The organism is Candidatus Frankia alpina (assembly GCF_902806485.1).
Classification (GTDB): domain Bacteria; phylum Actinomycetota; class Actinomycetes; order Frankiales; family Frankiaceae; genus Frankia; species Frankia alpina.
In genome coordinates, this window is sequence record NZ_CADCWT010000023.1 from 1 (window position 1) to 22993 (window position 22993).

The following is a 22993-nucleotide window of genomic DNA, read 5'->3' on the forward strand; positions in this document are numbered from 1 at the left end:
CAACACCACATTGATGTCACGCAAAGCGACGAAACGTTACCGGGAAAGGCTCACTCACGTTACCTGGGTCCGCTGATCGCCCCGATTCCTTGCTCTCGGTCGGCCCCCGCTCGGAACTTGCCCCAAACTTGCCCGGAACCCCCCCGATCCGGAACCTGGCCTCGAGCCCGGAAACTCGCGGCTTGCTGCCCGGGACTTGTGCCGTGGGTCCCGATCGGCCCCAGTCCTAAGGTTTTCCTTACCTTTCCTTGCCTCCTCGGGGCCGCGCCACCCGTCCGCCACCGCAGGCCTTCTCCCCGCTCGGGCCGGCGTCTTTCCACCGAATTCCACCCCGATGCCTTTCCGTCACTGCCTGAGCGACCTGCCCCGCTCGCGTCTGCGTCAGGCCCGGCTCCCGGCCCAGCTGCCCGCCAGTGCCCCCGCTGGGCGCATTTGCTGCTCCCGGCGGGTCCGGGCACCGACCCGAGAGGCGATCGTGCCGGCACCGCCACCTGCCACCTGCTGGTCTCAGGCCGGGCGCTGCCCGCCGCCGGCTACTGTGCAATCCGTCACTACTTGATTACTGAATCGTGCCGAGGTCTAGGGACGGTTTTTCGGCCCGAAACCGTGCTTGGGCCTCGGCATGATCTGGCCGCTATCCGACCGGGAAGGCGGGCCGGTCGGGCCGGGTCGGGGCCGACGGGTGGGATGCGAGACCTGCTGGCCGGCGCGCTGGGGAGGAGGGCTGATGCGGGGCGTCACGATCGGTCGGAGTGTCACCGATAGGGGCACGTTAGGCATCCGAGAAGGCAAAACGTTTCCCGCTCTTAACGCAACGTGTTACCCGAAGCGGGTCGCCATCCTGGGAGGCGGCAGCTACCGTGAGAGCCCTAGCGTCTCAAGCCGTGGTCCGGCGTGGTGTCGGACCTCTCGGGAGGCCCCTCGGTGCCGCAAGTGCGACTACACTAGGAGGCCGGTGCTCGGCTCCTGGAGGGGTCGGTCCCGGACTACCTCCGAGTAAGCGGGTGGGCGTGTGCCACGAACGCATGTCGTCGACACAAGCGTGCTGCTTTCTGATCCTGGCGCGCTGCTGCGGTTCGCGGAGCACAATGTCGTGCTCCCCCTCGTCGTCATAGGAGAGCTGGAGGGCAAGAGGAACCACCCGGAACTGGGCTGGTTCGCCCGGGAGGCCCTGCGCCTGCTGGACGACCTGCGCATCCGGCACGGTCGCCTCGACCAGCCCATCCCGCTGGCGGGTGGGGGAACGCTTCGGGTGGAACTTAATCACACCGATGCGGCCGTGCTTCCACCGGGGTTCCGGGTGGACACGAACGACTCGCGGATCCTGTGTGTCGCGATGAACCTCGCCAGCGAAGGCGCGGACGTCGTGCTCGTCACCAAGGACCTCCCGCTGCGGGTTAAGGCCTCGGTGCTGGGTTTGCCGGCGGAGGAGTACCAGGCGCTGTCGCCGGTGGACACCGGCTTCTCGGGCATGGCGGAGCTCACCGTCGCCCAGGAGGACCTGGACCGGCTCTACTCCCGCGAGTACACGGAGATCCTGGAGGCCGCCGACCTGCCATGCCACACCGGCCTGGTGCTCACCACGGCGGGGGGCAGCGCCTCGGCGCTCGGCCGGGTGACGGCGGACAAGCAGGTCCGGCTGGTGCGCGGTGACCGGGACGCCTTCGGGCTGCATGGGCGTTCCGCGGAGCAGCGGGTGGCACTCGACCTGCTGCTCGACCCGGATGTCGGCATCGTCTCGCTCGGCGGTCGGGCCGGCACGGGCAAGTCCGCGCTGGCCCTGTGCGCGGGGCTGGAGGCGGTGATGGAGCGTCGGGCCCATCGGCGGGTCGTCGTCTTCCGGCCGCTCTACGCCGTCGGCGGGCAGGATCTCGGCTACCTACCGGGCAGCGAGAACGAGAAGATGGCGCCCTGGGCGCAGGCCGTGTTCGACACGCTCGGTGCCCTGGTCTCGCAGGAGGTGGTCGAGGAGGTCGTCGACCGGGGGATGCTGGAGGTGCTCCCGCTCACCCACATCCGCGGGCGGTCGCTGCACGACGCCTTCGTGATTCTGGACGAGGCGCAGTCGCTGGAGCGTGGGGTGCTGCTAACCGTCCTGTCCCGGCTGGGGCAGGGGTCCCGGGTGGTGCTCACCCACGATGTGGCGCAGCGCAACAACCTGCGGGTCGGTCGGCATGACGGAGTCGCGTCCGTCATCGAGACGCTCAAGGGCCACCCGCTGTTCGCGCACGTCACCCTCACCCGCTCGGAGCGTTCGCCGATCGCGGCGCTCGTGACCACGATGCTGGAGGACCTGGTCATCTGACGGCTGCACCCGGACCGGGCCCGCGCTGGCCCGGTCCGCGGGAACGCCCGGCCGCTCTGGGGGGGTTGTCAGAGGAGATACTCATCGGAGATGGCACAGATGTTCTTCGGTCGTCATAAGACCACGCTGCCCACGCCCGAGGAGGCGCTCCCGGGCCGGGACCACCCGGTGTTCGTGGGTGACTCCCGGCACACCGTCCTCGGCACTTCGTTCACCGGGCCGTTCCCTGACGGGCTGGAGTCCGCCGTGTTCGGCCTGGGTTGTTTCTGGGGCGCGGAGCGCGCGTTCTGGCGGATACCCGGCGTGTATACGACCGCGGTCGGCTACGCCGGCGGGTCCACTCCGAATCCGACGTACGAGGAGGTGTGTTCCGGCCAGACCGGGCACACCGAGGCGGTCCTGGTCGTGTTCGACCCGGCGAAGGTCTCCTACGCCGAGCTGCTGAAGGCGTTCTGGGAGGGGCACGATCCGATCCAGGGCATGCGCCAGGGCAACGACGTCGGCACTCAGTACCGTTCGGCGATCTACACGACGTCCGACGCGCAGGCCGCGGCGGCCGGCGTGAGCCGGGACGGGTTCGAGAAGGTCCTGCAGGGGGCGGGCTTCGGCCCGATCACCACCGAGATCGCCCCGGCCGGCACGTTCTACCTCGCCGAGGAGTACCACCAGCAGTATCTGTCCGACGCCAAGAACCCCTACGGCTACTGCGGCCTCGGCGGCACGGGTCTGTCAACATGTGCCCCATGGCCAGAGCCGGAATCTACGTCCGAATCAGCGAGGACCGGGGAGGGGTAGGACTAGGCGTCGCCCGGCAGGAAGCAGACTGCCGGGCCCTCTGCGCCCGCAAGGAGTGGGACGTCGTTGACGTCTACTCGGACAACGACACCAGCGCATACTCCGGCCGCCCGCGACCGGAGTGGGACCGGTTGGTGTCAGACATCCGGGGTGGCGCCATCGATGCCGTCGCGTGCTGGCACGTCGATCGGCTCACGCGACATCCCCGTGAACTAGAAGACGTTATCGACCTCGCGGACCGGCTTGGCCTGGAGCTGGCTACGGCCACGGGGGAGATCGACCTCGTTACCCCGACCGGGCGCATGGTGCCCAGGATCCTGGGCGCCGCCGCCCGGCACGAGTCCGAGCACAAGGCTGAACGTCAGCGCCGTCAGCGCCGCCAAGCCGCCGAGGCGGGCCGGCCGAATGGAGGGGGCACCCGTCCGTTCGGCTACGAATCCGACTTCGTCACTGTTCGGGAGTCCGAGGCCGCGGTCATCCGCGAGGTCGCAGGCCGGGCCCTGGCGGGCGAGTCGCTGTCCAGCGTCGCGCGCCACCTCGCCGAGCGAGGAGTCACGACCCCGATGGGCGGACAGCGGCAACCGAGGACGCTGCGGACGATGCTCGCCGCGGCACGCATCTCGGGCCGGCGAGAGCACAAGCCGCGGGCATCCGGGGCGAAGGGCACCCGTCCGCTGATCGGTGAAATCGTGGCCGACGCGTTGTGGCCGTCGATCATCTCACCCGAGCACTCCGACCAGCTTCGGGCAATGCTGTCCGGTCGCACTCTGGCTGCGGCGACCGGCCGGACCTACCTTCTGTCCGGCATTCTCCGGTGTGGGCTGTGTAAGGGACGGATGTCCGGCCGTCCGCGTTCTGGCGTTCCGCGCTACGTCTGCCCAAACATGCCGGGTGGGAAGACATGCGGACGGGTGGCGACCAACGCTGCACGCACTGACGACCATGTACGTGACCTCGTCCTGGTGGCTCTAGAAGACCCTGGTTTTGTCGATCGGCTCCACGCCATCGCTGAGGTTGATCCAGAGGTTCGCCGCGCGGTTGTCCAGGACGAGCGGCGCCTTGAGGAGCTTGCCGTGGAGTGGGCCGACGGCGAGATCAGCCGCGCCGAGTGGAAGACCGCGCGGGAACGGATCGAAAGCAGGCTCACGACGAATCGGCGGCGCCTCACCCGCGTCGCTGCGGCGAGATCGCTGGAGGGGATGACCGGGTCGTATGACGAGTTGCTGGCCGAGTGGGATCGTCGAAACGACGCTCAGCGCCGCGCCGTCGTCACCGCGACACTCATAAAGGTGGTCGTTAAGCCGGCTGACCCGCGGCGCCGATGGGATCCGGATCGGTTCGATCCGGAATGGCGAGTTTAGGTGCCTGTCTGCGTGGCGTCCGGCTGCACGACGCGGCCGACGTCACGCCTCTGTCTAGGCACAGATGCGCCCTTGGCATCAGCTTGCCCGGATCTGATCACTTGTGATCAGTTGGTCGATCCCGATGAACTTGGTGGCCACCAGGAGACCGGCGTCATGTACATGCACGCCGGAGTGGCTCGCGCTGGCGTCGGTGAGAATCCAAGGGGTGAGGTCTCGTTCGAAGGCGTCAACCGCCGTCTTAAGAACGCAGCTATTCGTGTCTATTCCGCAAATGTAGAGATCTGTCCACCCGTGTTCCTTGACGACTGCGACACCCTCTTCGTTGAAAAGCGAGTAAATCGTCTTGTCGATGACCGCTGTCGCCTTTGCTGCACAGAGAGATAGTTCCTCGACGATATCGATGGCAGGGGAATCGCGAAGCTCCGTCCACCGCATAAGGCGTTCATACTGGCTGCCCGGAGGATTTAGGTAGCGAGTGAAGATCGTGTCACCGCCGGAAGCCTGCCAGCGTTCGACAAGGTCGACGATAGTAGGGACCACCGGCGATGAGAACTCGCTCAGAAACCCGTTCTGTACATCGACCACGACCAGGACCGACGGCGCGTTTCCCATCACTGACCAGCTTCCTTGAGGATTTCCACTGCTTGCCCTAGATGGCGAGAAAGACCGCTTGTCTCGATGATAGCCTCACGCATGGATCTGTGCTGAGAGGTCTCCTGTGGCCGTTCCGTCGTGAGGCGTGACCGGACTCCCCGAAGGAACCGCCAACCATATTTCTCCGGCACCTCGGGGTCTCTGCCCCGCTCGACCTCGGACCGGATGTAATTGCAGTAGGACCACGCCGCCTGTGCGGACAACTCGCACGCGATCAGGTCGTTCTCTGCCAAGGCTCGGCCCGGTGCGGTGGGGTGGTAGACGACGCCCGACCATGAGGCGAACCCGAATGAGATCCCCCGCATGCCGAAGTCGACGATTTCCGGATGGTCAAACCCATCGCGCATCAGGGCTTGCTCGATCAGTTCAGCGTGGGCGAGTGAGGGGATCTCCGCACCATCGGACGTCAGGACGCGGGGGATACACAAGAGGCGCAGCGCGGTCTCGCGATTCAATCCGTCCAAAGGCAAGTCACGCACCCAATAGGAACTCAGGACATACGGCGGATCGGCCAACGTCCCCCCGGTGATTTCCTCAAGGTTCTGTGTTACTCCGCCGATGTGTCTGGGGTAGGAAGTGCGTCGCCAGACTGCGATTTCGGCTATCGATTTCGGCGTGAGATCTTCCACGAGATGGTAGACGACAGTTCCATGCGGCCAGACGTAAAGGGTACAGACCCCGTCGGCCTCCATATCGTCGACAGGCACTTCATGGCAATCGGTCCACTGGTCGACAGCTCGACTGCAATTCTTCGCAAGGCTTGCCGCCGCTTCGGCGCCCACGAAAGCTGGGATGAACTTGTGACTTGTCAGTGTGAAGGCGGCGGAGTCCGGGGTTTGATTTATTCCGCCGAAGAGGTCGTGTGCCGACCGTTCGAAGAACTGGCAGTAGAGCCTCCTGTAGAAGGCGTCAGGGTTTCTGACCTGACCAGATTCGAGGCGGTAGATCTGTTTCCGAATATTTTCCTCGCCCGGCGACGGCCACTGCCGAGCCTGACAGAAAAGGTGCATCTCCTTGGCAAGCCGGGGCCGCCCCCAGCCACGAGAACGTCGTAACGCTTCCAATACGCGATTGGGAGTCCGACCAGCGGCGGTCGTTCCGGTGTCCGCACGGGATGTCCCTCTGTCCATGCCGGATGTCCCCATGTCCATGGACATCGGCGCTGTCCTCCCCTGTCCTCGCTGTCATCTTTTGCCGCTGCCGAAGAACCAGCAACCTGTACCACATGGCACTCAGGGACCTGATGGACCGCTTCCGCCCCGTTCCGTCTCCAGATCAGCGACTCGTCGACGAAGCTGCTCGACCTCTCGCTCCAGGTTCTCGACTCTGTCGAGTGCGTCAGGACCGATGTCGGGCTGCGAGGGTGCCTTGATCACGTAGACGCCCTTGCCGGGTTGTCCCGCGACCACGCCCTCAGTCCGTAGCTCACGGATCGCCGCACGGACAACGGTGCTCGACACGTCGTAGATCGCCATGAGGTCCGTAGTCGATGGCAGACGTGTCTCTTTCTCGACGGGATACGTGCCATTAAGGATCTTGGATCGTAGATCATCCGCAACCTGCTGGTAGGCCGGTTGGCCGGTGACGGCGGTCAAGGTGGACACCCCTCGGTCGCAGTGAAGAGCTTCATGCACCTGCAACACCTAGTGCACCACAGACGCTTCCCAAGATTCGGGTTGACATCCATATGCACATGGTGCACAGTGTGCACATGAGTGGACCCCGACGCTCGCCGGCAAGCACCGCGCCGGGGTCCTAGATCCGCCCCCCACTGGAGGTCAGACCTTGTTCAAGCATGCCTTCTCCCGGCCGCTGCCGGGTTCGGATGGCGACCGGCCGTGGCCGACGCTGCCGAACGACCCGGAGCCGAAGCGGTGGACCGTGATCCTCGACGGCAAGCGCACGTCGGGCGGTGTCCGCTGATGTCGCGCTTCGCCCGTGTCCGCTGGTTGACCTGCAGCCGGTGCCGCGCCTCCTACACCTCCGAGCAGGGCCACCGCTGCCCGCGGGACCGCCGGCCCGCCCGGGTCGTCCGCCCGCAGTCCACGTCGACGCCGCCGCAGGGCCGCGCCGATGGCGCGTCGGGCCGGTGAACGCGATGACCACCCTCAACACCACCACGTCGGTCAGTGACCGGCAGGCCGCCGCGTTGCGCGCGGGCCTGGTCCTGCTTTCTCGAGTCGGTGACACCGCCGCCTTCTACCTCACCTTCGACGCCCCGACCTACGACACGGCACCCACGCTGAACGCCCTCATCGCCGACCGCACCCCCCGGGACAAGCGATCCGCGGCCGCCACGGACACGGCCCGCCTCACGGACTTGCGCTTCGTCGCGATCGCCCTAGACACGCCCCTCAATGATGTCCGCGACTACGACGACGGGGTGACCGTGAGCATCGCCGTCCGCCTCGTGATCGACGGGGTCGATGTCCGGGTGTGGACGCCGTTGACCGACTCAGTGACGATCTCCTTCGCCCGCGCCCTGGTCCTGGTCCCCACCGTCGTACCGACGGGAGCCACGGCATGAGCGCCTACCTCGACACGCTGCGCGGCCCGACCGTCCGGGAGCTGCGCGCGATCGCCGCCGAGTGGCCGGCGATCGCCGTCGACCTCGCCGACCTCGACCGCCAGATCCGCCTACTCGACACCCCCACCCCCCAGGACCTTTCCACCGCCGCGCCGGTCCTGATCGTCCGTGTGCAGGAGGCCGCGTGATGCCCCCCACCGACCCCGGCGACATCCGCACCGGCGCGGTCCGACTCGCCGGCCAGGCCCTCGAAGGCGCCGCCCTGATCGTTGGCGGCACCGGACAGGGCAAGTCCAACGCCCTCTGGCTCCTCACCGCCCTCGCGGCCCACCTGGCCCCCGTCGACGGACAGCAGGTCGTCCGATGAACGGCCAGCCGACCGCGCCGCCCACGGCGCCCGCCGAGCAGGTCGCGGCCGCGTTCCACGCGGTCGCGGACATGGTCACCCAACTCGGCATCATCGACATCCAGATCACGACCTGGACCGACTGGGACGGCACCCTCCACGTCGAGCTCGAACCCGGCTTCGACTATGCCGACCCCGCCGTGCTCCGCGCCCGGATCGACGCGATCGCCCGCTGGATCAGCGCCGACCTGCACGCCAGCCACTCCCGCGGCGACCTGTGGAACGTCTCCGGCCGCGGCACCCTCAGCCCCACCACCGTCGCCCACGTCCACCAGCGGATCCGCGGCCGCCAGCACGTCCTCGACCTCGCCCCGCTACCGACACGGAACCGCACCAGGCAGGAGGCCGGCCGATGAACCTCTTCCTCGCCCTACTCCCGTTCGTCGCATCCGTCTGGCTGGTCGTCACGATTCGCCGGCGGATCGGGGCCGGACCGGTCGGCATCGACCTGTCCGACTGGCATCCGAGGCACCGTGTCCCGGCGGGGGACGTGTGGGCGGTGACTCCGCCGTGCGGCTACGGCCACTGGACCCTGTTCGCCCCCGGCTCGCGGTCGGGCCCGTGGCCCTACGAGGGGATCACCCCGGCCGCGACCCGCCCCGCCACCGAGCCCGGCGAGTACCACGTCCAGCTCTGCCTGGACGACGTCGCCGCATGGCTGGGCCCCTGGGTCGAGCAGGTCACCGGCACCCGGGTGGTCGAGATGGTCGAGGGCCTGAGCGCGCCCTATGGGCCGGCCGGTGACCTGTACGAGTATGTGATCTACGTCCGGGTGGTGGCGCCGTGAACCCCGCCCCTACCCGGGATCCCGCCGAGCGCCTGACGTTCACGGTCGTGATCGGCGTGCTGATCGCGGTGCCGCTACTGACGTTCCTGTTCTCCTTCGGCAACGTGTGGGACCTCGCGCGGCGCCTGGACGTCCCGACCTACGTCCAGCCGCTGGTGGCCCCGGCGGTCGACCTGTCGGTGGCCGGGCTGTTCGTGGCCCTGGCCTACCTGTCGCTACGCGGCATCGCGGACGACACGCTGCGCCCGGCGCGGCATCTGCTGCACCTGTCCGGGGTGGCCACGCTGGCGTTGAACTGCGCCGGAGCGGTCGTCGACGGCAAGTTCGGTCGGGCCGCGTTCGACGGGGTCGGCCCGATGCTCCTGATCGGCTGGGGTGCGGTCGGCCCGATCCTGCTCCGCCTGGTGATGCTGGCCCGCGCCCTGCCCATGATCCGCTCCGTACCGGACGGGAACACCGACCCGGCCACGCCGGTCCCCGCGGACGGCATCGCGGTCCCCGTACCGGCCGCCCCCCGCACCGCCGACGACCCGATCGGGGCGCCCGCGACCACGCCACCCCCGGTCGAGCAGGACCCGACCGGCAGTCCGACCGGCGAGTCGACTCCGACGCCGACCGAGCCGACGGCGAGCGGGACCGACTGGGATGCGGAACTGGCACGCATCGATCTGGCCGGCGGTCCGGTCGAACCCGCGCTGAACGTCGACCCGCCGGCCGACTCGACTACCGAAGCCGACCAGCACGCTCACGGCGACGAATCGACCTCGACGTCGGGTGGTGTGGCGCTCGCCGACCGGCCCACCCCGGTCGACCCTGCCCCGGCCCGCCCGGCCGGCCGCCGGGGCGCCCCGATCGACCCGCAGGCCCGCCGCAAGCTGACCCCCGCCCAAGCGTTGACCGCGGCGCGGCGGATCGCGCGGAAGAACGGCAAGCCGGTCACCGGCGAGCAGCTCCGTACCGGGCTGGGAGTCGGCGCGAAGACCGCCCGGGAGCTTCGGGACCGGGTCAACGCCGAGCTCTACCCGGACGTGGCGTCATGAGCCTTTTCGGACTCAGCGATCATGAGCGTTGGGAAGTCGCCGTCCACGAAGCCGGACATGTGATCGTGGCCCGCGCGCTGGGAGCCACCAAAGCCCAGGCCCGCATCACCGCCAGGGGCGGCCGGTACAAGCTCGCCTACAACGGCCCGGACGGGGCCGACCCTGCCGGGGACGACGCGGTCGTCAAACTCGCCGGCGGTGCCGCGGCGACGCTCATCGTCGGACGCGACACCGGCAGCGGCAACGACCGGGCAGACGCCCGCCGGCTGCTCCGCCGATCCCCCCGGTCGTTGCGGGATGCGCAGAAGGACGCCGCCCGGCTGGTCCGCCAGCACCGAGGGGACATCGAGGCCCTGGCCGTCCGGATCGAAACGACGCCCGGGCGGTGGGTGGCATGACCGGCAGCGTGCAGGCCGACCTGCGCCGCTTGCCTTGGTGGGCGACTGGCTCCGTCATCGTCCTTGCTCTGATCGTCCTGGCGTTGCGCGCGGTGGGCCTGGCCGTCGCGCTGGTCGTCGACATCGCCGAACGGATCGACGTCGCCGTCGGTACCGCCGCCGGGATCAGCCCACTGGGGGCCTCGACCTGGCTTCTTCCGCCCGATCTGACCGCCGCGTTCCGGGGAGGTGCCCGATGAGCGAACAGCCCACCTTCGACCAGCCCGACCCCGACGTCGACGGCACCGTTCTCCCCGGCCCGTGGCTGCCCCACCTCAACGACGACCGGATCGTCGAAGGCGAGATCGTCACCGACGACGGCGGCACCCCGCCGGCCGACGTGCGGCCGTCCGGCGCCGGGCAGGCGTTGGAACCCCGCCGCCCCGCCCCCCTGGTTCGCGCTGACGCGGTCCGCGCCATGACCCGGCCGGTCGGGGTCGGGCGATGGCGCAGGTCGGCGCCGGGCATGCGGTGTGGGCGCGTCGGGCCGCTGACGCGGCGACGCACGCGGCGATCCGCGAGCAGATCCGCGCCGCCCGCGCCCGGGGCGACGCGGCGGAGCTGGCCGACTGGCTCGACCGGTTGCAGGCCGCGAAGAACTCCCGCCGGCAGCGGCTGGCAAGCCTGCCCGAGGTGGTGAAGGCCAGCGCGATCACCGCCGCCGCCGGGGTACTGGTCATCGCCGCCGGCCTGGTCGCCATCGGCATCGTCGTGGGCGTCGTCACCCCGCTCGGGATCGGCTGGGGCAACTACTGGACGTTCCTCGGCTGGCTCCTGGGCACCCTGGTCACCTGGGCCACCGTTCTCGTGCCCCTCGCCGCCGCCGGCCTGGTACCCACCTGGCTACTGGCCGCGTGGCGAACGGGCCGGGAGCAGGGCGCCGCCGCTGGGTGGGTCGCGACGTCCACCGACGACATCGACATCGACATCGACGAGCGCACGATCACCCAGGCGTTGGCCGCGCTACGCATTCCGCAGATCACCGCCTACCTCAAGACCGGCGCGCCGCTGCAGTACCTGACCCCTGCCCGCGCAGACGGCCGCGGCACCCACGCGGTGGTCCGCCTGCCGTCGGTGAGCGCGGAACGCATCGTGCGCCGCCGTGAGGATCTCGCCGCAGGGCTGCACCGCCGGCCCAACGAGGTGTGGCCGTCGATGGGCACCGAAGCCGGAATCCTCGACATGTGGATCGCGGACAAGGGGGCCCTGACCGCCGGCGCCGGACCATACCCACTGCTCCACGACGGCGACGTCGACGTGTTCAAAGGCGTGCCGTTCGGCAAGAGCCTGCGCGGCGACCCCCTGACCCTGCAAGTCTTCGGCCGGAACACGATCACCGCCGGCATGCCCGAGCAGGGCAAGTCCAGCGTCGCCCGCGTCGTCATGCTCGGCATCGGCCTGGACCCCACCACCGAACTCCGGATCTGGGTACCCGACTCGAACTACGACTTCGAGGCGTTCAAGCCACGCTGCTCCCGCTACGTCATGGGCGCCGAGAAGGACAACATCGAACAGATCTGCCTCGACCTCGAAGAACTCGTCGACGAAATCCAGATCCGCGGCGAGAAGCTCATCGAGTACGGCGAACCCGAAGTCACCCGCAAACTCGCCAGCGCAGGCGTGGGCATGCACCCCATCGGCGCGCTCCTCGAAGAAGCCCACATCGCGTTCAGCGACGACACCTTCGGCGAGCGGATCATCGCCGCCTGCGAATCCATCGTCCGCCTCGGCCGTAAACGCTTCATCCACCTGATCATCAGCACGCAGGCCACGACCGGGAACAGCGTGCCCCAGGCCGTGACGATGAACTGCGCCAACGGGATCTGCTTCGCCGTCGCCCGCTGGCAGGAAAACGACGCCGTCCTGGGCCAGGGCGCCTACTCCGCCGGCCACCGCGCCACCGACCTCATCCCCGGCGTCGACAAGGGCAACGCCGTCGTCCGTGGCCTCACCGAGGACCGGTCCACCGTCGCGCAGGCCTACTTCGTCAGCGTCCGCCGCTGACCCGCCATCCGCCCGCACGCTGGAAGGACCTCGTATCCATGACCACCCGTGAAACCGCCCGCCTCACCGCCGACCCGGCCAGCGGCTACTACCAGGCCCGCTGATGCGCCACACCCTGAACCCCACCGCCGCCCACGAAGCCGGCCATGTCGTCGCCGCCCGGCTGTTCGACGCCCGGGGAGTGACCGCCCGCCTGCACGTCGGCAGGCACGGCACCCGCGGGATGACGCGGCTGCGCGCCTGGCGGGCTGCGGATACCGACTTCGTCGTGTACATCCTCGCCGGACCCGCCGCCGGTCGTCTGATCACCGGCAATCCGGCGCTGGTCGGCAGCGATGATCTCGACGTCGCCCGACGGATCACCGTCCGGATCGGGGCGAGCTACCGCGACGCCGAACAGCGCGCGGCCCGGCTCGTGCGCCAGCACCGCGCCGACATCGAACGCACCGCAGCGCTCCTACTCGACCACGGCCGCATCTGATGCGCCGTCTGCTGCGCGCCGTCGCCGACCACATCGCCCACGGCGCCGCCCGCGACCACGTCCGGTAACACCCCCAACCCCGGGCACATCCCGCGCCCGGCCCTGCCTCAGAGGAGCACCCATGGCCAGCCGCACGCTGTCCGCCGTCGCCGTCGCGGCCAAGCAGATCCGGACCGAGCTCCGGGCCCGGCCCGGTGCCCTGTCCGGCGCCGCGATCAGAGTGACCAGTGATCGCGCCTCGTGGCTCCGCATCGTGCGGGTGCGTGTCGACCAGACGGGGGCGACGCCCGAGGACACACGGGCCATGGCCCGTGACGTCTGGACTGTCGTCCGCCGCCACTGGCGAGGCGGCTCCGAGGTGATCGTGAACGGCCGCTACCTCGGAGAGTTCTTCGGTAATCGCCCACTCGGTAATCCCCGGAAAGGATGAAGTCAATGGCTTTCGCCTCGAGGAAGCAGCTTGAGAACGGCGTGAAGCGGAGCAAAACGGCGAACCTCAGTCGCATCAAGGGTGAGATCGCTGCCGACCTTGATGCCGGCAGGATCAGCGGTGATGCCGCGGCTGAGAACGAGATGGCGATCGAGGTCATCGACGCCGAACTGGTACGCCGCCGCAAGTAGCGACCATGTGCGGCGGGCCGCTCAGCCGGACCCCATCGCCCCCGCCAGGAAGCAGCGGATCGTGGCTCAGGTATGCGCCCACCACCAGGCCGACCGGCTCCAGCCGCACGAGGTCATCGTCAAGGCCAACGGCGAAATCTGGATCGACCGCCGCGCGAAGATCTCGTGGGCCGTCCCGTTCCACATCGGTAACTGGTCCTAGCTGATCCGGCGCAGACGACACCTCCCACACAACGAACTCGCAGACGATCGGAAAGGACACGGCCATGGGCAAGAAGAACTGGCGGTACATCGAGGGTCCGCCGATACGGTCCACCGGCTCCGGGGACAGTTACAACCTGGTTGAGGACGCGGTCTGCCCTGCGTGTCAGAAGACCGACACGTTCTCTGTGACCGGGAATGTGGGGCAGCGGGTGGACGTCCGGTTGGCGTGCGGTCATACCGCCACGTGGACCGTCATCCGCTCATAGGCGCCTATCCCCAGACGACCAGCACCACGAAAGGACCGGCACATGGGCAAGAAGAAGACCGAGAACAAGGACAGCAGCAAGAAGATTCCGACCGGTCCATGTGCACACTGCGGCCGGCAGACCACCGAACACGTCGACGGCGAATTCCTCCACGCCACCTGCGTCCACTCCTTCGTCAACGGCAACCGGGCCTGACCGCCGGTCCCGGTAGTCAGACAACCCCGGGAAGCCCCCCACTCGTACCCATCCATTCATCCGGAAGGACACCTCGTGGAGATTCTCGGTATCGGCGACCGGATCGCCGCCAAGGTCAAGAAGACCCGGAAGGCCGTCGCGGACACGGCCACCGGCACGTCCACAACCCGCACCCCCACCGGCGTGCGCACCACCCGCCTCGGGTCCGAAACCGTCCGCCTCACCGACGCGCAGCGCCGCCACCTGCCCGCGAACCAGCCCACCCCAAAGAAGAACCGCCGCTCCTAACCGCACCGCCCACCACCACACCCGACTGACCTTCACCGCCCGCATTCCCTGACCACCCCCCAAACCCCTTTCGCACCGCACTCGCGCTACCCCCATGCCGAAAACAGGACGGAAACCGAGGAAAGGACACCCATTCATGCGCGGCAAGAAGAACGACGACGACGAGCGCACCTCCTGGGGAGAGAAGCCTGGAAAGCCGATCGCGTCCCGCGGCCTGACCCGCCGCGACCTCCCGAAGATCGCCGCGAAGGCCACGATCGGTGTCATCGCCATGAACGGACTGAACCCCGACCTCGACATCAAGAACTGAACACATCAGCCCCCCTTTTCCCGCCGTTACAGGAAAGGAATTCCCATGACGAAGGACCGCGACCACAACACCGTGCCGGGCAAGTGGTGGATCACCGAGAAGAACGGCCAGGTCCGCCGCGGTGGCTTCCGGGCCGCGCTACGCGCCGAGCGGAAGGGAAAGCCGGTCACGCCCGTCCCGACCACCCGGCAGAAGCGCGCCGAGCGGGCCGCGCGTGACGCCGACATCGGCATCAACTAGCCCGCCTCTTCTCCCCTGACGTGTGGTGCGGCGGGATGCCGATCACCCCGCCGCACCACCCCCTGGAAAGGACATCCCCGTCCCGTGAAGTTCGCCTCGCCGGCCCGCCGGTCCCGCTGGCCGTTCCTCCTCACCCTCGCCGCCCTCGGGTTCCTCGCCTACGCCGCGCATTCCCCGCAGCCCGCCGCCACTGCCGCCGGCACCCTCGCCGGCCACGCCCTGCACGCCGCCTACGGCCTGGCCACCTTCGTCCACGCCCTCTGACCCCGCACACCGCCGCGCGCCGCCGGCACCCGTATCGGGAAAGGAAAGCCTGATGCCCTGGGTCGACCCCCGCATCCTCCGCAAAGGCGATGTGGTCTCTCCCGACTTCAACCCTCTCCGTCGCATCGTCGTCGACCACACCGGCCTGTCGACCCTCGCCGCGGTGATCCCCGACCACAACCCCGATGTGCCCGCCACGACCCCGGTACGGGTCGTGGCCGGCACCCGGCTCGGCACCGGCAAGCCCGACCGGCTCGTGCTCGACACCACCTCCCGCGTCTGGCGGCACGACGACGACGGCCGATGAAGTTCTACGACCCCACCGACCAGCCTCGTTCGGCGGACGACCCGTTCTCGGTGCTCGCCGGCACCCCTGGCCGGTCACTGGACGAACCGCCCTTCTAGGCCCTGACCGCTATCACGCGCCGCCTGCGCGCCACCGGCTGACCGACCTCACCGCCCGATCACTGCCAACCCGACCCCACCCAGGAGGCCCGTATGTACATGACCGCCACCGACCCCGCCATCTCGACCACCCCGACGCCGACCGATGACGCGCCAGACCGGCTCACCCTGACCGTGACGATCGCCGGGCTGTTCGACGTCCTGACCAACACCATCCGCGCAGTCGGCACCGACGTGACCCTGCCGAGCCTGTCCCGGGTACGGCTGCACGTCGCTGACGGCCGGCTGCACGCCACCTCCACCGACCGCTACCGGATCCACCGCGACTGGACCCCGCTGCTCGACAACACCCTCGCCCGCCTGCCCGCACCGCTGATGGTGCCCGCCGACGACGTCGCCGCCCTGCGGACCATGCTGCGCCGCTTCCGCATCGCCGCCCTACGCGACGAACCCGTCGCCCTCACCGTCGACCCGCCGAACCCTGGCACCGACCTGCGGCTAATCCAGATCACCACCAGCACCCGCATCTGCTTCGACCCCCTGACCATCCACTCCCTCGACGACCCCACGTCGCCCTTCCCCGACATCGCCGCCCTGGACGCCCGAACCCCCCGCTGGGAGCCCACCGGCACCGTCCGCCTGAACCCCGGTTTCCTCGCCGACGCCGCAAAACTCACCCACCACGGCCGGCCCGTCAGCCGCCACGCCGGCCTCACCCTGCGCTTCCGCGCCGACCGCCCCGACCGCGCCCTGGGCGCCGTGCGGATCACCCACCCCGGACGGCCCTCGTTCACCGCCGACGTCATGCCCATCCACCACCACGCCCGATGACCACACCCACCACCCCCTCGGAGAACACGTGACCACCATCCCGACCACCGTCGCTGCACTGCTCCGCGCCGCCCGGGACGAACTCGACCGGCGCGGCTGGACCCAACACGACTTCGAGGCACCCACCGGCGAGGTCTGCCTCCTTGGCGCGCTCAACGCCTCACTCACCCGGGACCCGCGGCACGGGCCCGCCACCGTCGCCGCCCAGCGACTCCTCGTCGCTGCGGCCGGCACCCTCACGCAACGGCTCGTACCCACCGACCATGCCGACGAGGACCCCGAGGAACTCGGACTCATCTCCTACCCCATCGGCGAGATCACCGAGTGGAACGACGCCGACGGGCGCACCCTCGAGCAGGTCGTGGCCCTGCTCGACACCACCGCCAGCGAGCTCGACGCCGCCAGCGAAACTGACGGTCGCGTCTGATGGCCGTGCTAGACGATCGGACAATCCGAGCGGCGCTCGTCACCGCCCTGGCTGTCGAGTCGGACGGGCGGGTCCGCCACGAGCTGGACGTCGCCGCGTGCCGGGTGGACGTCGCCGTGGTCGGAGCGGCGGAGCTGACCGGCTATGAGATCAAATCGGATCGGGACAGCCTGCGGCGTCTCACCGGGCAGGCCACGGCGTACGGGACGGTGCTGGACCGGGTCACGCTGGTGGCCACCGGCCGGCATCTCGACCACGCCGCCGCCCTGGTACCGGACTGGTGGGGACTCACCCTCGCCGCCGCCGACGAGACGGTGACGCTCACGGAGGTGCGGCCCGCCGGTCGCAACGGTGAGGTGGACCCGGTAGCACTAGCCGGGCTGCTGTGGGCAGAGGAAGCCCGCACCCTGCTACGGCTACGCGGCCAGCGCCGCGGCATCGCACGGATGCCCCGCGGACGGTTACACGCCGCCGTCGCCGAGGCGTACCCGCTGAACGACCTGCGCCGCGAGATCCGCCGCCTGCTACAAGCCCGTCCAGCGGACTGGACCGTCACCCTCACCGGCGCGGCCAGCCGATGACTCACCCCGCCGCGCCGCCTGGCCTTCCGCCCGGCACGGTCCTGGACCTGCCTGCCGGCGGGTTCACGGTCGGGGAGTGGGCCGCGGCGGTGTGGCGGGCCGCCGACCTGATCCCCCGCGAGATCCGCCGTGGCGACCGGTGGCTCCCCAACCCGGCCTGTCGGGACGGGCGAAACGCCGCCCGACAGGCGTTCCTCACCACCTGCACCCACCTCGGTCTGTCGCCCTCCCAGGTCGGGCCGTGCGCGGCCTGCGGCGCCTTCCATCACCTCTACGGACCCGGCGGGACCCCACTGTGCCCCCGCTGCCGCCCGCGGAACCCCGGGCGGAAACCGGCCGGCCGGCCCCGGCTCACCCTCATCCGCGGCGGACATGCCCCCGCACCGAGACACCGGCCGGCGGACCGCCGGCCGCCTCCGCCAGGCGCCGCCTGCCTTCCCCTGTGACCCCGCCGATACCGACCCGTACCGAGGAGAGGAGTCCGATGAGCGCCGTGTCTGCCGAGTCGCCGGTGCGCATGCTGCCGGCGGCGCTGGCCCTGGCCGCGCGGGGGATCGTCGTCTTCCCGGTCCGGGTCGGCAGCAAGAAGCCGATGGTCGCCTGGGGCAGCCAGGCCACCACCGACCCGAATGTCATCAGCTGCTGGTGGACGCGCTGGCCGTACGCATCGATCGGCGTGGCCTGCAAACCGTCCAGGCTCACCATCGTCGACGTCGACGGGCCTGCCGGCCGCGCCTCGTGGGCGGCGCTCACCGGCCGGCACGGGCACACCCCGACCGCGAGCGTCGCCACCGGCCGCACCGACGGCGGGGTGCACTACTGGTACCGGGCACCGCAGACCAGCCCGCCCGGGAACAGCAAAGGCAGCGACGCCAGCGGAATCGCCCCCGGTATCGACATTCGCGGCGCCGGTGACGGCGATGGCGGCATGGCCGTCGCACCCCCCTCCCTGCACCACTCCGGCCGCCGCTACCAGTGGGCAGACCGGCTACCGCTGGCCGATCTGCCCGACTGGCTGCACGAGCTCACCACCAGGCCAACCACCCCCGTCCCGCAGAGTCCCGCTGACATCGCCGCGGCCCGCCGCCGTGCCGCGGCCTACCGGGCCCGCCCCGACCTCGCCAAGACCCGCGCCGCCCGGTGGGCCACCGCCGTGCTGGCGGGGGAAACCACCGACATCGCCGCCATGGCACCGGAGTCCGGCCGCAGCGACGCCCTCAACGGCGCCGCCTACAAACTCGGCCGCCTGGTCGCCGGCGGACTCCTCGACGAGCACGACGTCCGCCAGGCCCTCACCGACGCCGGCCTGGCCGCCGGCCTCGACGACCCCGCGCGCGAGGGCAAACGCGGATCCACCGCCCGCACCGTCGAATCCGGCCTAAGCGCCGGGATGCGCCGACCCCGGGCATGCCAGGAGGACCGGTGAGTGCCCTCCCCGACATCCCCACGCCGGTCGTGGAGCTCGACGTCGACGTCATCCTGGCCGCCGTCGGGACCGAGACCAACGAGCTGGCCCGCGCGAAGACGCTCCGCGAACACGTCTACGCCCTGGGCCGGCACGCCACCGACGCCCTGGTCGTCGACGCGCACCGCGATGCCCTCGCCGCCGCCAAACGCCTCAGCAAAGGCGGGTTCGACCGCGCCTACAAGGCCGGCGTGGCCGATGCCCGCCAGGCCGCCAAGGACGCCGCCCGCCGCCGGCCCCGGCCCGACGGCGACCGGCCCGGCGACCGGCCCGACATCGACGTCACCGGCACGGCCGCCGCGATCCGCAACCTCAAAGCCGCTCTCAACGGCGGGGTGTTCGCCGACGTGTACGTCACCGACGGCCACGCCGTCCACGTCGCCCACATCAGCGGCGACATCAGCGTCACCGGCGACGACCCACTGCCCCTCGTCGCCTCGCCCCTGGCCGCCCCCGGCTTCGCGAGCCTCCTGGCCCACGAGACCTACGCCTACCGGACCGTCACCGGCCCGAACGACGACACCTGGGAAGAAGAACACGTCCCCGCCGACCGGATCCTCACCTCCGCGCTGAACGGCCCCCACTGGCCCGGCCTGCGCCCCCTGCGCGGCATCGTCGGCTCCCCGGTGCTACGCCCCGACGGATCGCTGCTGCAGACCGCCGGCTACGACCCGGCCACCGGTCTCTACCTCGCCCCGAAAGTCCCCCTGCCCCCCGTCCCCGACCGGCCCACCGGCGACCAGGTCGTGGCCGCGAAACGGTTCCTCGAGATGGTGCTGCACGACTTCCCCTGGGTCAGCACCGCGGACAAAGCGAACTTCCTGGCGGATCCTCATCACCCCGATCCTGCGCCCCTACCTGCGGACCCTCACCCCGTTCTGGATGACCACCGCCACCACCGCGTCGTCGGGCAAATCGCTGCTCGCCGACATGGTCGGGTCGATCTACGGCAAGCAGCAGAACCCCTGGCCCGGTGCCGAAGAAGAACTCCGCAAAGCCATCCTCGGCTGCCTACGCCGCCCCGAACCGCTGATCTGCTGGGACAACATCGCCGAAGGCACCCAGATCACCAGCGCCACCCTCGCCGGACTGATCACCGCCGCCGAATGGTCCGACCGCGTCCTGGGCTCCAGCCGCAACGAGAAATACGCCAACGACCGGCTGTGGGCCGTCACCGGCAACAACCTCCGCCTCGGCGGGGACATGGCCAGCCGCACCGTCGTCGTCCGCCTCGACCCGAACATGCCCAACCCCGAACTACGTCCCGACAGCTCCTTCCAAATCCCCAACCTCCAAACCTGGCTCACCGACCCCGCCCACCGCCAGGAACTCCAATGGAACCTCCTCGTCCTGGTCGCCGACTGGGTCGCCGTCGGCGCACCCCGCACCGCCCATCTCATGCGCCAGTTCAGCCCCTGGGCCCAGGCCGCCGGCGGCTTCGTCACCCACCACGGCCTGACCGGCTTCCTCGACAACACCACCGACGTCGCCGACATGGACGACCAGGCCGCCACCTGGCAGGCCTTCCTCACCCGCTGGGAAGAACGCTTCGGCACCCAAGGCCGCACCAGTGCCGACATCCGCGCCAGCTTCGACCGTGACCCCGACGGCCGTGACCCCTGGGACGGCACCATCCCCGACAGCCTGATGAACGGCCGCCACCTCCCCACCGCCAACGAACTCGGCGCCCGCCTACGCGGCCACGTCGGCCGCTGGTACGGCCCCCACACCCTCCGATCCGACACGGAACGTCACAGCAAGATCCGGCTGTGGCGCGTCGAAACCCGGCGGGACACCCCATGAACCACCGGAGTTTCTTCTCACTCACCTCTCAGTGCACCACGAAGGCCAACCACCCCCCGCAAGTCCCGCAAACGCTCGAAAGCCCCTGTCCCGCAGGGGTTCCCACTGCGGGACTTGTGCTCCGACAACCCCCGCAACGCGGGACTTGTAAGCCCCGCACCCACCCACCCCCGCAGGGCTTGCGGGACTTACCCGCACCCTCGCGGGACTTCCCTCACAGCCAAGCCCCGCACACATCCGCCCAGCTCACAGCGCCCATCTCGGCCGGCTGCGGGACTTGCGGGTGGTGCGACGCCCTGCCCGCGACACGCACCCCGAAAAAACGAGAAACCCCGAACCCTCGGCCGGTCACCGACAGTCACAGCCCGACTTTTCGGGGCGAAGGTGGTTGGCCTTCCCGCGCCCCGCCAAAGGACACCGACCCCGCGCCCCACACCACAAGCGGTCCCGGCGACCCGCCGACCAAGCAACCCGCCGGGACCGCACCCCAACCCACCCGAAGCAGGACGGAGCGAACCCAGCATGCCCCGGCCCCTTCCTCGCCTGCCAGACGACGTCGACACCGAGGCCACAATCAAGGCTTCATCAGGCCGCGGTGCAAAGGCCATCGAATCGGACCGCATTGCGCATATCCGTGAGATCGTTCGGAGGACACGCACGGATCAAGGTCTACCTCCAACGATCAAGCATGAGCTGACGCTCGATCGAATTGCGGTGATCTTCGCCCTGCCGCCGGTCGTACGGGACGATGAGCCGGAGGTCGACGTCGCATGACGGTCTACCCGTATCAGGTCACATGTCGATAGGCCCGTGGGCACGGGCCTATCCTGCCCGGTCGGCGTGGCCGCCGTCGGTGCGGACCGTGAGGGTTCCGCGGGCGTGGCCTGAACCGTAGTGAACCGTAGTCCGCGCCTCCCGGCCGGCGGTAGGGCCGCCGGCCGGTCGTTGCGGGCGCCGGGTGAGCAGCCAGCGGCCCGGGGGCGCGTGTCGCCGCGAGGTCAGTCCCGGGTGACGTGCCGTGGTGCCGCGTCGTCGGGGGCGATCCCCTGCGCCGGGCGGTGGGTCGGCGCGGTGAGCGTCCCGTCGATGGTGCGGACGTCCCGCCCGACGGGGACCCGGGCGATGCTGTTCACGACCGCGGTAGGCCGGTAGGGGAAGCGTTCGACGTCGGCGTGCGTCGTGATGCCGGAGAGCACGAGCACGGTGTCCATGCCGGCCTCCAGGCCGGCGACCACGTCGGTGTCCATCCGGTCGCCGATCACCACCGTCGTCTCACTGTGCGCGGACAGGGTGTTCAGGGCGCTGCGCATCATCAGCGGGTTCGGCTTGCCGACGAAGTAGGGGGTGACCCCGGTCGCCTTGGTGATCATGGCGGCGACGGCGCCGGTCGCAGGGAGGAGGCCCTCGACCGATGGCCCGGTCGGGTCGGGGTTCGTCGCGATGAAACGGGCGCCGCCGCGCACCAGCCGGACCGCCCGGGTGATCGCCTCGAAGCTGTAGGTCCGGGTTTCCCCGAGCACCACATAATCGGGCGAGCTGTCGCTGAGCACATATCCGATGTCGTGCAGCGCCGTGGTGAGCCCCGCCTCGCCGACGACATACGCCGAGCCGCCCGGGCGCTGCGTGTGCAGGAACAGCGCGGTCGCGAGTGCCGAGGTCCAGATTCGCTCGGGCGGGATCTCCAGGCCCGAGCGGGACAGGCGCGCGGACAGATCACGGGCCGTGTAGATCGAGTTGTTCGTCAGCACCAGAAAGCCGAGTCCGGCGGCGGTGAGACCGGCGATAAACGCGTCCGCTCCGGCAATCGGGTGCTCCTCATGGACGAGAACGCCGTCCATGTCGATGAGATAGTTCTCGATGATCCGTTCCGACATGGCCACTGATTCTGCCCGCCGCCCCGGCCCGCCGGCGGGCCGGGGCGGTCACTGGGAGCGGCGTCTCACAGCACCGCGACCCCGGCGGCCTGCTGCCCGGCCGGCATCGTCAGGCACAGGACGGGAACGACAAGCCATTCACGCAATCCCTCGTCGTGGGCGTACTTGCGCGCATAGCCCGGTGACCGGAACGGGCCGACCACCCCACGGATCCGCCCGCCCGAGCTACCCAGCACGACCACGGCCCAGGCCGCGGCATCGTCATCCGCCGTCCCGTCCGGCAAGGAGGTGGATTCCCACCAGCACGGCACACCCTCGACCATTCACGCCCCCTTATGCAGGTCCTTCAGCGGCCACCCATGACGGCGACACATACTTCGGCTGGGCATCGCCCCGGGCGCGAAGTTCGCGCTGCCGGC

The 22993-nt window shown here is 69.7% G+C and carries 34 protein-coding genes; 29 read left to right on the top strand and 5 right to left on the bottom strand.

Annotated features, from left to right (window positions below):
- The first annotated feature begins 1012 nt into the window (after positions 1-1012).
- The 3 genes from G6R25_RS04820 (at position 1013) to G6R25_RS30115 (ending at position 4461) form a co-directional block, all read left to right on the top strand.
- Positions 1013-2305 (top strand): PhoH family protein, encoded by a 1293-nt coding sequence (locus G6R25_RS04820; protein ID WP_163552025.1) that lies wholly within the window; start codon positions 1013-1015, stop codon positions 2303-2305.
- Between the two features lie 99 nt (positions 2306-2404).
- A complete protein-coding gene (gene msrA, locus G6R25_RS04825) occupies positions 2405-3100 on the top strand; it encodes a peptide-methionine (S)-S-oxide reductase MsrA (RefSeq protein WP_163552058.1) in 696 nt (231 codons plus the stop codon).
- Positions 3049-4461 (top strand): recombinase family protein, encoded by a 1413-nt coding sequence (locus G6R25_RS30115; RefSeq protein ID WP_163552026.1) that lies wholly within the window; start codon positions 3049-3051, stop codon positions 4459-4461. The genes msrA and G6R25_RS30115 overlap by 52 nt, the downstream gene beginning before the upstream one ends.
- A 78-nt stretch (positions 4462-4539) precedes the next feature.
- Here G6R25_RS30115 and G6R25_RS04835 read toward each other — a convergent pair whose 3' ends face one another.
- The 3 genes from G6R25_RS04835 to G6R25_RS04845 all read right to left on the bottom strand — a co-directional run bounded on the left by G6R25_RS04835 (position 4540) and on the right by G6R25_RS04845 (position 6713).
- Positions 4540-5076, bottom strand: a complete 537-nt coding sequence (locus tag G6R25_RS04835) for a cysteine hydrolase family protein (RefSeq protein ID WP_136448797.1) — start codon at positions 5074-5076, stop codon at positions 4540-4542.
- Entirely contained in the window at positions 5076-6275 is a 1200-nt protein-coding gene (locus G6R25_RS04840) for a hypothetical protein (RefSeq protein WP_235826286.1), read from the bottom strand. Before G6R25_RS04840 ends, G6R25_RS04835 begins: the two co-directional genes overlap by 1 nt.
- 75 nt (positions 6276-6350) lie before the next feature.
- Complete coding sequence (locus G6R25_RS04845; RefSeq protein WP_161983045.1) at positions 6351-6713, bottom strand: winged helix-turn-helix domain-containing protein; 363 nt, start codon at positions 6711-6713, stop codon at positions 6351-6353.
- A 190-nt stretch (positions 6714-6903) separates the two neighbouring features.
- On the opposite strand from G6R25_RS04845, the gene G6R25_RS04850 reads away from it, so the two are divergent.
- The 26 genes from G6R25_RS04850 to G6R25_RS24955 all read left to right on the top strand — a co-directional run bounded on the left by G6R25_RS04850 (position 6904) and on the right by G6R25_RS24955 (position 20700).
- A complete protein-coding gene (locus G6R25_RS04850; protein ID WP_161983044.1) occupies positions 6904-7041 on the top strand; it encodes a hypothetical protein in 138 nt (45 codons plus the stop codon).
- Entirely contained in the window at positions 7041-7211 is a 171-nt protein-coding gene (locus G6R25_RS04855) for a hypothetical protein (RefSeq protein WP_161983043.1), read from the top strand. The genes G6R25_RS04850 and G6R25_RS04855 overlap by 1 nt, the downstream gene beginning before the upstream one ends.
- 5 nt (positions 7212-7216) lie before the next feature.
- Entirely contained in the window at positions 7217-7645 is a 429-nt protein-coding gene (locus G6R25_RS04860; protein ID WP_136448795.1) for a hypothetical protein, read from the top strand.
- Complete coding sequence (locus G6R25_RS04865; RefSeq protein WP_163552027.1) at positions 7642-7833, top strand: DUF6284 family protein; 192 nt, start codon at positions 7642-7644, stop codon at positions 7831-7833. Before G6R25_RS04860 ends, G6R25_RS04865 begins: the two co-directional genes overlap by 4 nt.
- Positions 7833-8012: a hypothetical protein gene (locus G6R25_RS04870; protein WP_163552028.1), complete on the top strand. Its 180-nt coding sequence runs from the start codon at positions 7833-7835 to the stop codon at positions 8010-8012. The genes G6R25_RS04865 and G6R25_RS04870 overlap by 1 nt, the downstream gene beginning before the upstream one ends.
- Positions 8009-8407: a hypothetical protein gene (locus tag G6R25_RS04875; RefSeq protein ID WP_163552029.1), complete on the top strand. Its 399-nt coding sequence runs from the start codon at positions 8009-8011 to the stop codon at positions 8405-8407. The genes G6R25_RS04870 and G6R25_RS04875 overlap by 4 nt, the downstream gene beginning before the upstream one ends.
- Positions 8404-8838: an NADPH-dependent FMN reductase family protein gene (locus tag G6R25_RS04880; RefSeq protein ID WP_163552030.1), complete on the top strand. Its 435-nt coding sequence runs from the start codon at positions 8404-8406 to the stop codon at positions 8836-8838. The genes G6R25_RS04875 and G6R25_RS04880 overlap by 4 nt, the downstream gene beginning before the upstream one ends.
- Positions 8835-9878 (top strand): hypothetical protein, encoded by a 1044-nt coding sequence (locus G6R25_RS04885; protein ID WP_163552031.1) that lies wholly within the window; start codon positions 8835-8837, stop codon positions 9876-9878. The genes G6R25_RS04880 and G6R25_RS04885 overlap by 4 nt, the downstream gene beginning before the upstream one ends.
- The gene (locus tag G6R25_RS04890) at positions 9875-10276 is read left to right on the top strand and encodes a hypothetical protein (RefSeq protein WP_163552032.1); all 402 of its coding nucleotides are present in this window, start codon (positions 9875-9877) and stop codon (positions 10274-10276) included. Before G6R25_RS04885 ends, G6R25_RS04890 begins: the two co-directional genes overlap by 4 nt.
- The gene (locus G6R25_RS04895; RefSeq protein WP_163552033.1) at positions 10273-10515 is read left to right on the top strand and encodes a hypothetical protein; all 243 of its coding nucleotides are present in this window, start codon (positions 10273-10275) and stop codon (positions 10513-10515) included. The genes G6R25_RS04890 and G6R25_RS04895 overlap by 4 nt, the downstream gene beginning before the upstream one ends.
- Positions 10516-10759: 244 nt before the next feature.
- Positions 10760-12319, top strand: coding sequence for an ATP-binding protein (locus tag G6R25_RS04900; RefSeq protein WP_163552034.1), 1560 nt, complete (start codon positions 10760-10762; stop codon positions 12317-12319).
- 103 nt (positions 12320-12422) lie between these two features.
- The gene (locus G6R25_RS04905; RefSeq protein WP_163552035.1) at positions 12423-12800 is read left to right on the top strand and encodes a hypothetical protein; all 378 of its coding nucleotides are present in this window, start codon (positions 12423-12425) and stop codon (positions 12798-12800) included.
- Positions 12801-12921: 121 nt separating this feature from the next.
- Positions 12922-13230: a hypothetical protein gene (locus tag G6R25_RS04910; RefSeq protein ID WP_163552036.1), complete on the top strand. Its 309-nt coding sequence runs from the start codon at positions 12922-12924 to the stop codon at positions 13228-13230.
- A gap of 5 nt (positions 13231-13235) precedes the next feature.
- A complete protein-coding gene (locus G6R25_RS04915) occupies positions 13236-13421 on the top strand; it encodes a hypothetical protein (RefSeq protein ID WP_163552037.1) in 186 nt (61 codons plus the stop codon).
- A 61-nt stretch (positions 13422-13482) separates the two neighbouring features.
- Entirely contained in the window at positions 13483-13623 is a 141-nt protein-coding gene (locus tag G6R25_RS04920; protein ID WP_163552024.1) for a hypothetical protein, read from the top strand.
- A 310-nt stretch (positions 13624-13933) separates the two neighbouring features.
- Complete coding sequence (locus G6R25_RS04925) at positions 13934-14086, top strand: hypothetical protein (protein ID WP_163552038.1); 153 nt, start codon at positions 13934-13936, stop codon at positions 14084-14086.
- Positions 14087-14161: 75 nt separating this feature from the next.
- The gene (locus G6R25_RS04930; RefSeq protein ID WP_163552039.1) at positions 14162-14374 is read left to right on the top strand and encodes a hypothetical protein; all 213 of its coding nucleotides are present in this window, start codon (positions 14162-14164) and stop codon (positions 14372-14374) included.
- Between the two features lie 136 nt (positions 14375-14510).
- Positions 14511-14684, top strand: coding sequence for a hypothetical protein (locus tag G6R25_RS04935; RefSeq protein ID WP_163552040.1), 174 nt, complete (start codon positions 14511-14513; stop codon positions 14682-14684).
- Between the two features lie 45 nt (positions 14685-14729).
- Complete coding sequence (locus G6R25_RS04940; protein WP_163552041.1) at positions 14730-14924, top strand: hypothetical protein; 195 nt, start codon at positions 14730-14732, stop codon at positions 14922-14924.
- Between the two features lie 84 nt (positions 14925-15008).
- Complete coding sequence (locus G6R25_RS04945; RefSeq protein WP_163552042.1) at positions 15009-15188, top strand: hypothetical protein; 180 nt, start codon at positions 15009-15011, stop codon at positions 15186-15188.
- Between the two features lie 52 nt (positions 15189-15240).
- Positions 15241-15495 (top strand): hypothetical protein, encoded by a 255-nt coding sequence (locus G6R25_RS04950; protein WP_163552043.1) that lies wholly within the window; start codon positions 15241-15243, stop codon positions 15493-15495.
- Positions 15496-15692: 197 nt separating this feature from the next.
- Entirely contained in the window at positions 15693-16424 is a 732-nt protein-coding gene (locus G6R25_RS04955) for a hypothetical protein (RefSeq protein WP_205446869.1), read from the top strand.
- Between the two features lie 28 nt (positions 16425-16452).
- Entirely contained in the window at positions 16453-16851 is a 399-nt protein-coding gene (locus G6R25_RS04960; protein ID WP_163552045.1) for a DUF6197 family protein, read from the top strand.
- A complete protein-coding gene (locus G6R25_RS04965; protein WP_163552046.1) occupies positions 16851-17432 on the top strand; it encodes a sce7726 family protein in 582 nt (193 codons plus the stop codon). The genes G6R25_RS04960 and G6R25_RS04965 overlap by 1 nt, the downstream gene beginning before the upstream one ends.
- A 484-nt stretch (positions 17433-17916) precedes the next feature.
- Positions 17917-18858, top strand: coding sequence for a bifunctional DNA primase/polymerase (locus tag G6R25_RS04970; RefSeq protein WP_163552047.1), 942 nt, complete (start codon positions 17917-17919; stop codon positions 18856-18858).
- A gap of 921 nt (positions 18859-19779) precedes the next feature.
- A complete protein-coding gene (locus G6R25_RS24955; RefSeq protein WP_205446870.1) occupies positions 19780-20700 on the top strand; it encodes a hypothetical protein in 921 nt (306 codons plus the stop codon).
- A gap of 998 nt (positions 20701-21698) precedes the next feature.
- Here G6R25_RS24955 and G6R25_RS04980 read toward each other — a convergent pair.
- Both G6R25_RS04980 and G6R25_RS04985 read right to left on the bottom strand, forming a co-directional pair.
- Complete coding sequence (locus tag G6R25_RS04980; protein WP_163552048.1) at positions 21699-22574, bottom strand: HAD-IIA family hydrolase; 876 nt, start codon at positions 22572-22574, stop codon at positions 21699-21701.
- Positions 22575-22639: 65 nt separating this feature from the next.
- The gene (locus G6R25_RS04985) at positions 22640-22897 is read right to left on the bottom strand and encodes a hypothetical protein (protein ID WP_163552049.1); all 258 of its coding nucleotides are present in this window, start codon (positions 22895-22897) and stop codon (positions 22640-22642) included.
- Positions 22898-22993: the final 96 nt, after the last annotated feature.